11 protein-coding genes and 1 pseudogene are annotated in these 16142 nt (G+C 63.8%); 8 read left to right on the plus strand and 4 right to left on the minus strand.

Features of this window, described 5'->3' with window-relative positions; translation table 11 throughout:
• Positions 1 to 613: 613 nt before the first annotated feature.
• Positions 614 to 856 carry a hypothetical protein gene (locus TX80_RS19075; protein WP_154658659.1) on the minus strand — a complete coding sequence of 81 codons (243 nt, stop codon included), beginning with the start codon at positions 854 to 856 and terminating at the stop codon, positions 614 to 616.
• Positions 857 to 3031: 2175 nt separating this feature from the next.
• Here TX80_RS19075 and TX80_RS14385 point away from each other — a divergent pair.
• The 8 genes from TX80_RS14385 to TX80_RS14420 all read left to right on the plus strand — a co-directional run bounded on the left by TX80_RS14385 (position 3032) and on the right by TX80_RS14420 (position 13933).
• The gene (locus TX80_RS14385) at positions 3032 to 3703 is read left to right on the plus strand and encodes a CIS tube protein (RefSeq protein WP_049923821.1); all 672 of its coding nucleotides are present in this window, start codon (positions 3032 to 3034) and stop codon (positions 3701 to 3703) included.
• A 46-nt stretch (positions 3704 to 3749) separates the two neighbouring features.
• Entirely contained in the window at positions 3750 to 4775 is a 1026-nt protein-coding gene (locus TX80_RS14390) for a phage late control D family protein (protein ID WP_049923822.1), read from the plus strand.
• On the plus strand, positions 4772 to 5509 hold the full coding sequence (locus TX80_RS14395) for a phage baseplate assembly protein V (RefSeq protein WP_049923823.1): 738 nt from the start codon (positions 4772 to 4774) through the stop codon (positions 5507 to 5509). Before TX80_RS14390 ends, TX80_RS14395 begins: the two co-directional genes overlap by 4 nt.
• Positions 5510 to 5561: 52 nt before the next feature.
• Positions 5562 to 5852, plus strand: coding sequence for a PAAR domain-containing protein (locus TX80_RS14400; RefSeq protein WP_049923825.1), 291 nt, complete (start codon positions 5562 to 5564; stop codon positions 5850 to 5852).
• Between the two features lie 3 nt (positions 5853 to 5855).
• Positions 5856 to 6254 (plus strand): GPW/gp25 family protein, encoded by a 399-nt coding sequence (locus TX80_RS14405; protein WP_049923826.1) that lies wholly within the window; start codon positions 5856 to 5858, stop codon positions 6252 to 6254.
• 120 nt (positions 6255 to 6374) lie between these two features.
• The gene (locus TX80_RS14410) at positions 6375 to 9581 is read left to right on the plus strand and encodes a baseplate J/gp47 family protein (protein WP_049923828.1); all 3207 of its coding nucleotides are present in this window, start codon (positions 6375 to 6377) and stop codon (positions 9579 to 9581) included.
• Between the two features lie 114 nt (positions 9582 to 9695).
• Positions 9696 to 11645 (plus strand): putative baseplate assembly protein, encoded by a 1950-nt coding sequence (locus TX80_RS14415; protein WP_049923829.1) that lies wholly within the window; start codon positions 9696 to 9698, stop codon positions 11643 to 11645.
• 2 nt (positions 11646 to 11647) lie between these two features.
• Entirely contained in the window at positions 11648 to 13933 is a 2286-nt protein-coding gene (locus tag TX80_RS14420; RefSeq protein ID WP_049923830.1) for a phage tail protein, read from the plus strand.
• A gap of 176 nt (positions 13934 to 14109) precedes the next feature.
• Here the strand turns inward: TX80_RS14420 and TX80_RS14425 are convergent, their stop codons facing one another.
• The 3 genes and pseudogenes from TX80_RS14425 to TX80_RS14435 all read right to left on the minus strand — a co-directional run.
• A complete protein-coding gene (locus TX80_RS14425) occupies positions 14110 to 14583 on the minus strand; it encodes an eCIS core domain-containing protein (RefSeq protein WP_394324884.1) in 474 nt (157 codons plus the stop codon).
• Between the two features lie 5 nt (positions 14584 to 14588).
• A complete protein-coding gene (locus tag TX80_RS14430) occupies positions 14589 to 15500 on the minus strand; it encodes a hypothetical protein (RefSeq protein ID WP_049923831.1) in 912 nt (303 codons plus the stop codon).
• Between the two features lie 2 nt (positions 15501 to 15502).
• Positions 15503 to 16142, minus strand: a pseudogene (locus tag TX80_RS14435) (DUF4157 domain-containing protein); the annotation flags it as partial.

Here is a 16142-nt window from a genome sequence, read left to right on the forward strand (position 1 = left end):
CGACGCTGAGTCGAACGACGAGACCGGGGGCGAGAGCCGGGGTCGGAGCCGATCGGTAGCCGGCGTCGTGCTTGATCGATGGAGTTTCCGACAGCGTTCGTCCTCGAGCGAGACCTCTGTCGATTCCGCTCGCGGCGAGGCCGAACGCCCGACGGTCGTGACCGCCACCGATGGGGTCCGTGATTCGCCGGGCGGGAGCGGGCCGAATCGGTCCGCCGTCACGTCGGCCACGACGGCGACACAGCTCGAGTCGACCGCGGTCCCGCACGGGAACGACCACGAGCGCGGGGATCGAACGCGGACGACGTCCGGGACGGACGGCCCTGCTCTCGTTACGGCGGCCGTCCGGCCGGCGGGGTCGTCGGCCACAGCGAACGGCCGTCGTTCGGGACCGTCCGAGACCGACGGAACCCCGGTTTCTTCGGCGTCTATGGTCCAATTGTCCACGGCCGGACGAACGGCGTCGGATCCGCAGGGACGGTCAGCGATTCTTCCCGAAGGAAACCGTAGGTCGGCGGACGGATCGAGTCGACAGGAACCGCGCTCCGCGATCGGAACCGGCACAGCGGGCCGCCGCTCCGTCGACGGCGAGCGGTCCCTCGATCGATCGTCGTCACCTGAACTGGGGCTCTCGAACGCGTTCGCTCGTCGAGTACGAGCCGCCCACGCCGTTGACCCCGAGACAGCGCCGCCGGACGGCCGACGGGAACGTCCGTACCCCCAGTTCGAACAGGTGGGCGGCGACGGTGGTCTCGGAACCGCGCTGACGACGGCGGAAGCCATAACGCAACTCCGATCGGTCCAGCCGTCCTCGACCGCCGGTCCCGCGATCGGCACGGATACCGACACCGTTCATACCGGCGCGCGACGATCGACGGTCGCGTCTCGGCCATCGATCCGACCCGTTCGTGACGAAGCCGACGTCGCGACCGAAACCCGGACCGAGACGGTGGCATCCACGCGCGGGGCGACAGTCGACCGCACGCTCGAACCATCGAACGGCGGCGGCCCGGTCGATCGAACGGAACGGGGAACGGGAGCGACGGGAGGGGCGACCACAGACTCGAATCCGAGGGTGTCCGGTCCTTTCTCCGATGCCCGCGCCGAATGGGGGGGACGGCACGATCCCGGGGCACGTCCTCGGGTGACGACCGAGACGACAGCCGCAACCGTGTCCGACGACGCGGCAGGGGACCGCGACCGGACGGAGCCCGCAGGAGTTGGGACGGCCGCGCTCGATTCCCACTCACGCGGGTCCGTCAGTTTCGTCCCCGAATCGATCCGAAGGAGACGCCGGCTCGCCGTCAACCGAATGTCGAAAGCGATCGGCGATACCGGCGGCCCGACGTCTCCGCTTACGCCCCGCGTCGTGGATCCGGACGCCGATTCGACGTCGGCCCCACGGGAGCCGACCGATCACTCGCTCCATCGATCGACCGATCCGGCCGACCGACGCGACGTTCGAGCCGACTCGTTCGGTCCCGTCTCGCCGGAGCACCCGTCGTCCGCGAATGGGACCGACTCGGTGCTCGGATCGTCGACGGTGTCCCCGTCCCTCGCGGCTCCGCCTGCCGCGGACAGACCGACCAGCCGAACCCGGGGAGAATCGACACACCGCAGTGAATCCACGCGCGATCGATCGCCAACCGACGGCGTGACGTCACCGCTTCCGATCGAAGGAGGGTCCGCCGAGACGCAGTCACGTTCGGCGGTCGACCGGACGTCTTCCGACGCCGGCGGTCGGCGATCGGGGTCCGATGTCGATACGGTCGACGATCATACGCGGTTCGGTCCGAAACGGTTCGCTCACGACAGGTCGGCCCCTGCGATCCAGGGTGCGACGGTACTCGATCCGAATTGGTCCCCATCGAAGCGTTCGACGCGGTTCGATACGGACGCCGCGCCGGAATCGACCGGGGCGGCCGCTGAGACACGATCGGGTCGTCCGCAGGCGACGGGGCAACGGCGACATGGTATCGCGCCGGCTGGAGCCCATCGCAGTAGCAGCGGCGATACCGCCGACGTCGGAAGTCCAGTCTCGACGACCGACCCACTGACCGTTCGAACACCACCGCAGGCAAGCGATACTCGGAACGGAAGCGAGACGATACCGAGTAGCGGATCGGGTGCCGACCGGACGGGCGACGGTCGGGGGACCGATGTCGGGACACGGGCGACGGTGGCATCGAATACCGTCGCCCGTGACCCGACGACGGATCGATTGTCTCGAGGTCGGACTCCGACGATTTTCCGGGACCCTCGGCTCTCGAGGACGGCGACCGAGCCGCGAGTGACCGCCCGTTCGGCGAACGGAGTCGACGAGTCGAAATCGTCCACGTCTGATACCGATAGCGAAATATCTAAATATAAAATAGATAATACCAAAGCAAAAGAGAGTCAGTCGGAGACACGCAGAATGAACTCGAGTACCAATCGCCCATCCCTCGTCTATCGGGACCCTACACCGTCGGCCTCCGCCGGGGCGGACGCCACTCGGCCGGGAGACGGGGGGCAAGAATCGGCTGAGACAGCGATCGGCGGCGGTTCCGTTACCGGTCAGTTCACCGACGAGGACCCCGAACGTTCGCTCGACTCGGGGCCGGCGACGACGGGACTGGGGCCTCGCGGACGCGGCGCTGGTTCGGCCAGACCCCGCAGTGATGGCACGGTATCGCCGGCCGACCGTCACCGGGGCAACGTCGGTGACGGTCGCAAAGGAACGAACCGAGAGATGAGAACGAGTCGCGGACGACGAGGGGAATTCGCCGACAGATCGCCGGTCGCCTCCCCACAACGCGCCGATCGGATCGATGGACCCGCGTCCGGGCGTGAGCCAGCGGGCGAGCAGCCGACGGATCCGGTCGATCACGAGCGCGGGCGGCGACGCCCTCGCGACCGGTCAGAGTCCCCTGACCTGCCGTGGGACGGTGAATCGCCGCAGTTCGGGGCCGACGTAGACCGGATCGTCGAGCGACTGTACCGAAAGCTCGAGCGGAAACAGCGAATCGAGCGTGAACGGAGGGGGCTATAAATGTCAACTAGTGGGAAGCTCGAGAAGGCACAGATAATGATCGTAAACGGGAAACAGAAGGGAGAAACGATCGAGTGTAAGTTCAACCCGAACTCGTACACGCTCGAGAAGAGCGTCAACTACGGCGAGATGAAGGCGACGGGATCGGGGGCGTCGATCATGCAGTTCGTCGACGGAAACGCGGAGACGCTCTCGATGGAGCTGTTCTTCGATACGACCGACGAGCTCCAGTCGGACGACGTCGACGAGACTGCGGTCGATGTCCGTGAACAGTACACGAAGTACATCGATCTGTTGCTCTCGGTCGATGGGGAGTTACACGCGCCGCCTGTCTGTCGGTTCGTCTGGGGGGACGGGATCGACTTCACGGCGCTGGTACAGAGTGCCAACAAACAGTTTACCAAGTTCCTTCCGAGCGGGATCCCGATTCGAGCTCGCGTGTCGATCGTCTTCACCGAGTTCAAGACGGCCGACTACCACAAGTCGGAGGTCTCCCCCGAGTCGACGGACAAAACCAAGGTGTGGACGGTAACCGAGGGGGACACGCTCTGGCTCATCGCGTCGGAGGAGTACGGTGATCCGTCCCACTGGAGAACGATCGCGGAACAGAACGATATCGCTAACCCGCGCGCAATAGAGCCGGGAGAAACGCTCGAACTACCGCCCCTGTAGCGATCGAGAGAGACTGACGACAATGGCGATTCCGACAGCATAATCCATGAGCGCTGAATTGGACAACCATCCGCGATACTCACCCCGGTTCAAGGTCGATATCGGCGATCAGACGTTCCAGGAGCCCGGCGGCCGGATAGCCGACCTCGTCGTGGAGACGACCTTCGAAGGGGCGGACCGGTTCTCCTTTACGCTGAACTATCCCTTCGACGAGGAACTCGACGAGTTCGCCGGGCTATCGTGGGACGACTTCGACGTCGGAACCGACGTGGATATCTCGATGGGATACGGCGACGATGGCCAACTCACCCCGCTTCTGACCGGCAAAATCCAGTCGATAACCGGGGAGTTCGCCGCTGATCGAGGGCCCTCGGTTCAGGTGTCCGGATACGGGTTGCTCTGGGAGGCCATGCAGGGCACTCGCTCGGACTCGTGGTCGGAGACTACGATCGGCGCTGCCGTCACGGACGTGCTGTCGTCGTATCCGTTCTCGTCGGTAGAAGTGGAAAGTGCGGATATCAAGCGCGAGAAGCTCATTCAAAACGACTGTAGCGATTACCGGTTCGTCCACGACCTGGCTTCGACCTACGGCTTCGAGTTCTATGCGAAACGCGACACCGTCAAGTTCGTCCCGCGGTCGTCGGCAGTGACCGACGACCCCGTCGCCGAACTGTGGTACGGCGAGGCCTTACACGACTTCTTCGGCGAGATCACCAGGCGGAAGCCTCGGTACGAGGTCGAGGTTCGGTCGTGGGACGTCGGGAAAAAAGAGGAGATCGTCGCCACCGTAGGCAGTTCGAACGCGAAACACAAGGAGGTATTCAGAGTGCCAGCCATGTCACGTGACGAAGCCGAACGAATCGCAGAGACGAAACACAACCAGTACGCCGACGGAACCGTTCAGGCACACGGCGAGGCCGACGGCATCCCGGAGATACGGGCCGGGAAGACGATTCGACTCGCCGAACTCGGCGAGCGGTTCTCCGGTGACTACCACGTCACGAAGGCGACTCACCGGATGGGCACTACGGGGTACCGGACGACCTTCGAGGCAGTGGGGGTGCCATCGTGAGCGACCCCGGCTTCTTCGACGGCGAGACCTCCGAAGGCGGTATCCAGGGTGTCGTCGTCGGCATCGTTACCGACAACGAGGACCCGAAAGACCTGGGTCGCGTAAAGCTTCGGTTTCCGTGGCGGGATGCGGACGACGAGAGTTACTGGGCGCGGATCGCCGCCCCGATGGCGGGCGACGAGTACGGGACGTACTTCCTGCCGGAGGTCGACGAGGAGGTACTCGTCGCGTTCGAAAACGGCGACATCCACAACCCGTACGTCGTCGGATCGCTCTGGAACGGGAAACAAAAGCCGCCACAACGAAACGGCGGCAACAACGACGTCCGCGAGATCCGATCGCGAAGCGAGCATACGATCGCCTTCGACGACAGCGACGAGGGCAGCATTACGATCCGGACGAGTAACGGCCACGAGATCGTCGTCGACGATTCCGACGGGTCGGAGACGATCGCGATCCGCGACGAGAGCGGGGACAACACCATCACGCTCGACTCCTCGAAGGGACGGATCTCGATCGCCGCCGACGACGAACTCGATCTGTCCGCGTCGAACATCACGATCGACGGATCGAAGTCGGTCGAGATCTCCGGCGGTACGGACGTCGCGATCTCGAGCAAGAACACGATCGAACTGTCGAGTAAGGCCCGTCTGGATATCTCGAGCAGTGGGCTAATGGGGATCGAGTCGACAGGGCCGTTGACGATACGCGGCGCGATCATCCAACTGAACTGAAGACGAATCGACCACGAGAGACACAACGACGAGACAAACGACTGATCGATACATGAAACCCGCAGCAAGACTTGGCGATGCGACCGCACATGGAACGCCGCTGACCGGTACCGCGAGTCCGAACGTTTTGATCGGCAAGCGCCCGGCCTGGCGTGCCGGCGCAGACGTTCACACCTGTCCGCTGACATCGGGACCCGTCCCGCACGTCGGCGGGACCGTCGCGATGGGCAGCGAGAGCGTGTTGATCAACAAAATGCCAGCGGCGAGGATGGGCGACAAGATCATCGAAAACGGGCCGCCGAACACGATCGTCGGCGGTTGCGCAACCGTTCTCATCGGGTAAGCCATGGCGGACGATTTCCTCGGAACCGGGTGGCAGTATCCAGTCACGTCCGACCAGCGCGGTGACATCGAACTTTCGGATGCCGAAGCCGACATTCGAGAAGCGATCAGAATCATCCTCGGAACGGCGAAAGGCGAGCGCATCATGCGACCGGAGTTTGGCTGTGACATCCACGATCACGTCTACTCGTCGGCGTCGCCGTCGACGTTGAACCTCATCGAGAGTAGCGTCCGCGAGGCGCTCGTCCGGTGGGAACCACGGATCGATGTCGAAGACGTAACCGCAAGAACCGACGACGAGGATCCGAACAAAATCCTGATCGAGATCGACTACCGCGTCCGGACGACGAACAGTCTGTCGAACATGGTCTATCCGTTTCACATCACGGAAGGAGATGGGTGACCACAGAATGGACACACCGGAGTCGCCACAGGCAGCGCTCGAGGGAGCACCGGTTCGAGCAACCCGAACGGTCGCCGGACGGACGCCGATCGGTTTCTTCGGACGGAGGATCGAGACGGCATGAGCGACGAACCGATTATCGACGACCGGGATCAGGAAGAACTATTCGAGACGCTGATCGAACGCGCCGACGCGTATACCCGAACGTGGGACCCGAACACGAGTGACGTCGGGCGGACGCTGCTCCGAATCTTCTCGTCGTTCGAGGCCGATACTCGGAATCGCCTGAACGAAGTCCCGGAGAAACACCTGCTTGCCTTTCTGGATGCACTCGACTTCGACCGTCGTCCACCACAGGCAGCGAGAACACCGCTTACGTTCCGTGTGTCGACTGACATCAACAGAAACGTTCCGATTCCGGGTGGGACGCAGGCGATCGCCGATACGGGTGACGGCGACTCGCAACTGTTCGAACTCCCACAGGACGCCGGCTTCGAGGCGACGCCCGCTCGGTTGACGGACGTCGTCGGTATCAACCCAGATACGGACGTTATCGTCGACCACAGCGATGTCCTCGAGTCGGAATCGACCGAACTGTTCACAGGCGATAACCTGCAAGCGCACGTCCTCTATATGGGAAACGAGGCCGCGCTCAACCTCGAGGCGGGATCGTCGCTGTCGGTTTCCGTCGAGACGACCGGCGACGCCGAACGGTTTTTCGAGGCGACGGTCTGGGAGTACTACGGCGAGGACGCCGACGGAAACGAAGGCTGGTACGAGCTCGATCGGCCGTCGGACGGCCGCCGCGCGGACGGCGAGATGGGAGTCGAAGCGCTCCAGGAGCGGCTCCAGTCCAGTTCGGCGACGATGGGAGGAGGAACCGGGAACGACGGCCGCGCCGAACGGACGTTCCGTCTCCCCGGAAAGACGGTCGAACGCGAAGTCAACGGCGTCGAGAGTCGGTGGATTCGGTGCGCTATCGACGACCAGGAGTCGAACGTCCTCTCGACGACGATCGAATCGCTGTCGGTACACGTCGCCAGCGCCGGGCGGGAAGACGGACTGAACCCGGACATGCTGTTGTCGAATGACGTTCCGCTCTCGCCGGACGATGGCCCAATCAGACCGTTCGGGCGGATCCCACAGCCACCGGCGACATTCTACGTTGCCTGTCAGGAGGCCTTCACGAAACCGGGCGGCGTCGTCGACCTCGAGTTCGTCTCGCCGACGCCCGATGACGCGGCGAGCGACGACGGCACGTCTGCCGAAGACGCCAACGAGGCCGCAACCGGACGGACCGGAACTGCCGGCGTCGGCGTCCTCGGCGGGTCGCCGCGGCTCTCCTGGGAGTACTGGAACGGCGATGGATGGACGCGATTGGATTCGGTCGAGGACGGTACCGATGCCCTCCGGACTCCCGGTGTCGTTCGGTTCGAAGTCCCGGACGACGTTGCGCCGACGACGGTCTCGGGGCATGACAACGTCTGGATCCGCGCCCGCCTGGTCGGCGGTAATTACGGCCAGCCATCGTTCGAGGTAACGAGTGAGGGAGAGCGTGGGGCGCTCGTCGACGAGCCCGACGCACCGACGTTCGCAGATATCGCCGTCCACTACGACCGGGGTTCTCAGCCGTTCGATACCGTATTCAGGTACAACAACGCCGCCTATAGTGACGATCTCACCGATAGAACGGGCGGATTTTCGCCGTTTGTAGAGACGCTCGACGACCGCCAGACTCTGTACTTCGGGTTTAACGACGTACTGGAGAACGGTCCACTGACGCTGTTTATTCCGGTCTCGGAGACGACCTACCCGCAGTCGTTCGATCCCGGCGTTCAGTGGGAATACTGCGTCGACGGCGAGGGACGGGAGTGGGCAAAGCTCGACGCTCACGACCGAACCGGTGGGCTAACCGAACGCGGGATCGTTACGCTCACGTTTCCGGAACCGACGACCGAGGTCGAACTGTTCGACCGGACCCGCCACTGGATTCGGGCCCGCGTGACCAAAGACGAGTTCGATGTCGATCGCGACCGCCGCGGCGCTCGAACGGGGTCGATTACATCGGGACCGGATGCCGCCGACCGGACCGAAGCTGCGGCGGAATCGATCCCCGCCGACGTCACGAGCGAGCGGACGACGACGCCACCCGTTCTCGAGGGGATCTATCCGAACACGCAGTGGGCGTACAACACCGTCACGATCGAACACGAGACGCTCGGATCCAGCGACGGCTCCCACGAGCAGTCGTTCAGGTGCGCGCACGCGCCCGTGATCGATATCGAGGTGTGGGTGGATGAACTGTCGACCCTGTCGGCCGGGCAGCGGCGAAAGCTGACCGCCGAGAACCCATCGGCCGTCGAACCCGAGTACGATTCTCGGGAGGAACTTACCGCGTTCTGGGTCCGCTGGACCGCCGTCGATGACTTCCTCGATTCGGGACCGACGGATCGACACTACGTCGTCAATCAAACACTCGGCGTGATCGAATTCGGCGACGGTAACAACGGTGCGATTCCGCCGGCCGGCCAGGACAACGTTCGGGCTACGTACACGACCGGCGGCGGAAGTGACGGCAACGTCGAGGCCGAGACGGTAACCGATCTGAAAAGTTCGGTCGCGCTGGTGGAGTCGGTCTCGAACCCGACGCCGGCCGACGGTGGTGCCGACGTCGAATCGACCGAGACGCTCGTCGCACGCTCGACGAACCGACTCAAACACCGCGGGAGAGCGGTGACAGCGAGCGATTACGAGCAGGTCGCCAAAGCTGCGTTCCCGGAACTGGCCCGGGTTACGTGCGATCCGGATCTCGGGACGGGCGACGGATCGCGCGTGACGGTCCTGATCGTTCCCCAGACCGAACGGGACAAGCCGCTGCCGTCGATGGAACTCAAACATCGCGTCCGGGAGACGTTGTACGATCACGCACCGGCATCGCTGGTCGCCGCCGACGACGCGGACATCGTCGTCCGCGGACCGGGATACGGTGAACTCTCGATCGAGACGACGCTTCTCGCGACGAACGTCAAAAGCGTCTCGTTACTCAAAGGCGCAGTCGAGCGTCGTCTCGACGAGTATCTCCATCCCCTGTGGGGGAACGACGGGGACGGCTGGGAGTTCGGTGTGCTCCCCGATACCGACGAACTCTCCGACATCGTCGCCGACGTCGATTCCGTCTCGGAGGTGCTGGAGTTCGACGTCACGGTCGAGACCGGCGGCGAACGGCGGTCGTTATCGGATCACGGGGCCTACCATTCGCTTCCACGAGACACGCTCGTCTGCAACGGCTCGCACCGGATCACCGTCACCGTGGAGGAGACGAGGTAATGACGGGGTCAGCGTTGTCACGTCGAGAGCGCGGCCCCCTGTCGACCGGAGCTGCCATCGACGACGGAGCCGAACTGCGGACTCGCCGATCGGGCGATCAGAGGTGATACGACCATGGGAATTGACGTACCAGAACTCGACGACAGGGACTACGAGGAGTTGCTTGAACAGGCGAAAAAGCGGATCCCGGCGTACTCGGACGAGTGGACCGACTTCAATCCGCACGACCCGGGGATCACCATCCTCGAGGTACTCGCCTGGCTCACCGAGACGCACACCTATCAGCTCGATCAGATCACCGACGACCACCGCGAGAAGTTCTTGCGATTGATCGGGCACGACCGTCGCCCGCCGACCCCGGCGACGGCGACGGTGGAGTTGTCGCCGCCACAGGCAGCGACGGGAAAACCCCTGCCGGCCGGAACGCGGCTGGCCGTCACCGACGGCACCGACGATGTCTATCGATTCGAGACCGATCACGAGGTGGTCCTCACCGCCGCCGAGATCGAGCGAGTGGTCACCGTCGGGCCGGGACCGACCGAGCACGGGGAAGCGAACCGGACCGACGGAATGTTCTACCGACCCTTCGGCGATACCGTCGAGCGAGGAGACGCCGTCTACCTGGGATTCGATCGTGACCCGTTCGAGAGCACGGACCGTCTCACGCTCTCGGTCGACTATCACGATGTCGACCTTCCGGAGCCGACGCCGCCATCCGAGGATCACTCCGTCACGTTTACTCCCTCGGTCGAACTCGTCTGGGAGCATCGCGACCCTGAGACCGGACGGTGGCGATCGCTCTCGGTCACCGAGGACGAAACGAATGCCCTGTACGAAGGCGGCCTGATCGAACTCGTCGGCGCGACCGCCGATTCGCCTCCACCGACGCGGGACAGCCAGTGTCCGATCGACGATGCAGACGACTACGGTTGGGTTCGGTGCCGCGTCGAGACATCCGGCTACGAAATCCCGCCACAGATTGACGCCATCAGGACGAACGTCGTCACCGCCAGCCACGCCGCATCGGTCACCGACGAACGACTGTCACCCGTCGGAAACGCGACCGGATCGGACGCATCTGCGAGGCTCGACGGGCAGACGTACGCGTTCGAGAATCGACCGATCCTCTCGACCACGGTACGTGTCGACGGGCAACGGTACGTCGAGGTCCCGGACTTCGATGCCTCGGGACCGGACGATCCACACTACGTCCTCGACCGGGAGCGTGGCCGCGTGACGTTTGGCGACGGCGAGACCGGTCGCGTACCGGCCCCGAACGCGACGATCACCGCCGACTACGTCTACGGCGGCGGCAAGGAGGGAAACGTCTCGTCGACCGCAGTCTGGCAGTTCACCGACTCGAACACGCAACTGGCGACGGACGTTTCGCCTGCCGATATCGACGTCGTCCCGCTGTGTGCGGCCACCGGCGGCACCGACTCCGAGACGATCGAGGAGGCCCTCCGGCGCGCCCGGCGCGACCTCAGGCGACCGTACCGCGCAGTTACCGAGGATGACTACCGCTATCTCGCTTCACGGACACCCGGGCTCCGAATTAGCCGGACGAAAGTCTCGGTCGATGGCGATCGGACCACCGTCGTCGTCGTCCCGTACGCACCTCCCGACGTCCCCAGTCCGGAACCGAGCGCGGGCTTCCTCGAGACGGTTCGGAAACACCTTCGAGAGCGAACCCTGCTGACCGACCGCGTCCACGTAACCGGTCCGCGGTACGTCCGGCTCGAACTCACCGTTACGGGGCATACTCGTCCCCGATACACTAGCGGCGGATACGAGGAAGACGTTACGGAAGCCATTACATCCTATCTCCATCCACTGTACGGGTACGACGGCGACGGGTGGCCGTTCGGCCGCACGCTCGAGGGGTCGGAACTGGTCGACGTGGTCAGCGACCTCGACGCGATCGACCGCGTAACCGACGTGACGATCACCGCCCACGGCGGGACGGCTATCGACGAACGCACCGTGTTGATCGACGACACGTCGCTGTTCGCCGTCGAAGACGTGACTGTTGACCTGACGACGACCGATAACGGAGGGCGCTGACCATGGAGTTTTCGTACGCGACGACCACGAGCGAATCCGACTGGGCCGAGTGGACGACACGCAACGTCGAGGTCGCCGACGGCGGGATCTCCCTGGCGCAAACGACGGCGATCCGCGAATCGAGCCTCGGGACCTCGATCGTCGATCTCGCCGTCGATCCGACGGGGCTGCTCTACACCCTCGACCCGTCGGGAGCACTGTATCGGTACGACCCGACCACCGACACCCGACAGCGACTGCTCGACAGCGACGAGCTCTCGATCGAGTCTCCGCGCGCCGTCTGTGCCAGCGAAAACCGCGTGTTCGTCGTCGACGACGCCGACGGGACGATCGTGACGGTCTCTCCTCGACTCCGACGAGAGACCGGAACGCTTCGGTCCCGGGCGGCCGAGCCGATCGAACTCACCTACGACGGCGGGACGATCTACGCGCTCGACGGCGACGAACGGATCGTCTGCATCGGCGACGACGAACTCAGCATCGACCAGTGGCGGCTCCAGTCGCCGGTCGACATCACGGTCGCGGACGACCTTGTGTACGTCCTCGACATCGTCAACGAAGCGCCGACCGTCCGGGTGTTCGGGGACGAACGGGAGCGGCGGGACGATACGTACCCCCTGCCGACGGACGCGTTCGTCGCAGACGGAGAGGCGTTCGTCCCGACCGCGGTCACGGCCCCGCAGGGCACGATCGTGCTCGCCGGGACGATCGAGGAGCGGAACGAACACGGACTGTTCGAGCTAGACCCGGACACCGGCGAGTTCCACCGCGTCCACGAACTCGAGGACGGCTGTGACCACCTCGTCAGTCGATCGACAGGGAACGAGGCCGGTGACGGCCGGGTCTTCTACGCGCTCGGCTGCGAAGACCGGACCTGCTACGCGTTGCGGGAGGTCACGGAGTACGCCCGTCACCCGGATCGCGACCGGCACGTCGGACTGGCGGTCCACCGGTACGATTCCGGTATCGACGGCGTCGAGTGGCACCGCCTGGCGCTCGACCTCGCCCGCTCCGGTGCGAGCACCCAGGTTCGCGTTCGATACTACGCGACCGACGAGTCGGCGCTTCTGCCGTTCGATTCCGGCGGACCGTCGGACAACGCGGACAATGCGACGGACACCGACGAGACGGCCGACGGAACCGAGACCGGCCACACTCCTACGGCCATCCTCGACTCGGACGCCATCGAGACGCTGCACGAAGCGGACGTGGATTCGATCTGGGAACTCGCGACGACGGACGCCGATCGGGTGGCGACACGCAGCGATCGACTTACGCCCGACCAGGTCCGCTCGTGGCAGCGGACCGCCGGCGACGCGCTGGTCGACCACGTCGAATCGAACTGGGCGCACGTCGACGAGATCGATCCGCAGGATATCCTACTTCGGGACGCGACGGGGCGATACCTGTACGTCGCCATCGAACTCGTCGGTAGTCCGACCGCAGCACCGTTGATCGATTCCGTGACGGCCTACTGTCCCCGTCGATCGTACCTCCGATATCTGCCCGAACTCTACCGGGAAAACGACCGGTCGGCCGCGTTTCTCGAACGGTTCCTCTCCGTCTTCGAAACGTCGTTCGTCGATATCGAATCGGAAATCGAACACATCGGACGCTACTTCGATCCACACGGCGTGCCGAGCGAGTCACTCGCCTGGCTCGAAGACTGGCTCGCCGCCGACGCGTATCGCGACTGGCCGGAGAGCGCCCGCCGGGAGTACCTCGCACGCGCGCCCGAACTGTACGCGAAACGCGGGACACGAGCCGGCCTGCGGGCAACGCTCGAACTCTACTTGCGCCACGCAACGCCGGATCGAACCGAGCCGGCGACCGAAGCAGGAGCAGCGACCGACCGCCAGCGACCAGTCACCTCTGGGGCTACTACCGCGGACGGAACGACATCGCGTGTCGCCCGCGACGGTGACGACCAGGCGGCCGGCGACATCGGCACGGGCCACCGACTGTTCTTCCTCGATCCGGCCGACCTCGACCGAACCGACGGCGAGTCGGCCAGACAGGAGTACGCCTCGATGCTGTCCGGGGATCGCTCGTTCGTCCTGTTCTGTGGCCCGTTCGAATCCGATACCCAACGGGCGGCCGTCGAGGAGATCATCGAGACCGAAAAGCCGGCCCACGTCGACGCGCACGTACTCGCGCTCGAGGACGAGTTCACGCTTCGCGGGGACACGTTCCTCGGACTCAACACCAGGTTGCAGACGCGGACCTTCGCCATGGGCGAGGCCGCTCTCGGGGAGGACACCGTCCTCGGGACCCGCGAGTCGGACTGATCGATTCCCACCGCTCGTTGGGTCCCGTTGCGTCGGCGGCCTGGTACGATCTCTCGTCGCGGGTGAACGCTTCGCTTTCCGGCGGAGGGTTCGGCGGTGGTTCGGCCTGTTCAGATGGGCTGCGATTGAATGTCGTCTTCGTGCGTGTCCAAGTTAGGCTTCGTATCCTGAACTTCCTACTGATTTTCAGCACCGATCTCACGTAGATTACTACCGTTTTGAAGATATTGTCGACCCTCATGGGTCATAGATTCGGCACTCTTCGTCGACCGCGGGTCGTGGTCATCCGTCCGATTGACGACCAGCGCCCCCTCACCCGACAGTGCTTCCTCGGCAGCCCGATCGGCTTCGCGCTCTAACTGCGGATCGGGATCGATCTCCAAGTCAGCATCCGACTGGGGCATCATGCTGATCGCCGCACCGGTCTGCTGGCGGACGTGAGCTAACTCGTGTGCCAGCAGGAACTGGCCCTCCGGGCTCTCGGGATCGTATTCGGCGTAGTTGAACGCGAGATGGTTGCTGACGGTAACGGTCCGGGCATTGATGTCTTGGCAGGCGTTGGCAGTCTGCGGCCCGGTGTAGATGCGGACGTCCCCCAGCGGGTCATCCATGTGTTCTTCCAGCGCCTGCTGTGTCTGCCGGACGAGCATCGCGGTTACCGGCTGAACAGTGTGTCTTTGATCTGGTCGTACAGCGACTGATCGCTCCCTGAATCGACCAGTCCCCCGAGTTCGTCCCAGGTGATCGGGAGATCCGGGCGGAATTCGTGGGTATAGCCGGGGATATCCGCGCTGAAGTCGTAATACGGCGGGTAAACATCAAACCTATTGTATTTCCCAGTGAACCGATACTGGCCGTGGCCGAGCACTCGGTACTCCTCGGGCGGTTCCAGCCCCATCATGAGATAGCAATCGCGGATCTGACACCGGAGATTATAGACGAGATAATCCCGGAACGGAGCCGGATCGACCAGCGGTGCCGGGAACAGTTCGACCCGGGCGTCCGGTTCTCGATCCGGCGCGTCACCGCGCCAGACCGTTTTGCGTTCCCCTCTGGCGACGTAGTACATGATGCCGATGCCCGATGTCGCCTCGATCTGGTCGTCTCCGTCGAGGTAGATCTCCTGTTTGTAGATGACCGCGTCCTCGCCGCCAATCTGCTCCGCGGGAAGTGCTTCCGGGCGCGTGGTATCCCCAATATCAACGTCCGGGTCGTCCGCGTAGTGACTCAGACTCTGGGAAAGGAGGTCACCGAAGTATCTCTTTATCTCCTCGACCGAGAGGTCCTGCAACGCCTGCCGGACCGCCTCGAACTGATTCGCGTCTAGATCCCACGGCAGTGTGTCGTACTCCGTCTCCTGATCGACATAGTATTTCGCATACCGACGAGCCTGACCGACGTGTTCACCCTCGCTATGTGTTCGTTTTTCTGCTTTGTCTGGGTAGCCGTCTTGTTCGTGACCCATTATTTCCCCCCTCCTGTCCATCTCTATAAGGTGCTCAACGTTGTTGTTGTCAATGACGCTCAGGCCAACCCTCTCAGATTCACCAGTTATGATTGCATCCATACTTATCCCCTCCTGCTCTGAGCATCACCAGTTAACTCACCAGTATCGAGGTCGGTGTCGAACTCTTGATCGGTCTGTAGCCCGAGTACTTCACGTACGACTTTTTGGATTTTGCCGGCGGTCTGCTCACCGAACTTGGTGGTGAGGAACGCCCCGAGTGGTACGCCAGCGAGTCCACCGGCAACGGCACCGGCCGGGCCGGCGACGGACCCGAGCATCGAACCCGCGGTCCAGCCTTTCGTCGCGCCTTTGACCGGGCTGCTGGCCGCGTCCTGGACGCGACTGGCCACGTCGATATCGTGATGTTCGATGTACTCGGTGAGTCCCTTCGGCGTCTCGACCGACTGTACCATGTCCACCAGTTGGTCTTTCGTCAGTCGGTAACTCTTGGTCGTCGATTCGTCGACTTTCTCCGTCCCCGTCTCAACGAGCGCTTTGGCCTTGCTCACCAGTTCTTCTCCCGGCATCCGCTGGACGTGAACTTCCGTTTTGCGCATCCGGAACAGGCCGAGTTTCCCCCTGCACATCACACGATCGGCGGTCTCGTCGGCTTCACGTTCTAACTGCGGGTCGGGGTCGATCTCGAGGTCAGCGTCCGATTTGGGCATCATGCTGATCGCCGCGCCGGTCTGCTGGCGGACG

It is taken from the genome of Halopiger djelfimassiliensis (assembly GCF_000455365.1).
Taxonomy (GTDB): Archaea; Halobacteriota; Halobacteria; order Halobacteriales; family Natrialbaceae; genus Halopiger_B; species Halopiger_B djelfimassiliensis.

Excerpts from the sequence above, each read along its gene's own strand:
- TX80_RS19075 (WP_154658659.1), bottom strand. The coding sequence starts at position 856 with ATGAACGGTGTCGGTATCCGTGCCGATCGCGGGACCGGCGGTCGAGGA.
- TX80_RS14385 (WP_049923821.1), top strand. The coding sequence starts at position 3,032 with ATGTCAACTAGTGGGAAGCTCGAGAAGGCACAGATAATGATCGTAAAC.
- TX80_RS14390 (WP_049923822.1), top strand. The coding sequence starts at position 3,750 with ATGAGCGCTGAATTGGACAACCATCCGCGATACTCACCCCGGTTCAAG.
- TX80_RS14400 (WP_049923825.1), top strand. The coding sequence starts at position 5,562 with ATGAAACCCGCAGCAAGACTTGGCGATGCGACCGCACATGGAACGCCG.
- TX80_RS14405 (WP_049923826.1), top strand. The coding sequence starts at position 5,856 with ATGGCGGACGATTTCCTCGGAACCGGGTGGCAGTATCCAGTCACGTCC.
- TX80_RS14410 (WP_049923828.1), top strand. The coding sequence starts at position 6,375 with ATGAGCGACGAACCGATTATCGACGACCGGGATCAGGAAGAACTATTC.
- TX80_RS14415 (WP_049923829.1), top strand. The coding sequence starts at position 9,696 with ATGGGAATTGACGTACCAGAACTCGACGACAGGGACTACGAGGAGTTG.
- TX80_RS14420 (WP_049923830.1), top strand. The coding sequence starts at position 11,648 with ATGGAGTTTTCGTACGCGACGACCACGAGCGAATCCGACTGGGCCGAG.
- TX80_RS14425 (WP_394324884.1), bottom strand. The coding sequence starts at position 14,583 with ATGCTCGTCCGGCAGACACAGCAGGCGCTGGAAGAACACATGGATGAC.
- TX80_RS14430 (WP_049923831.1), bottom strand. The coding sequence starts at position 15,500 with ATGGATGCAATCATAACTGGTGAATCTGAGAGGGTTGGCCTGAGCGTC.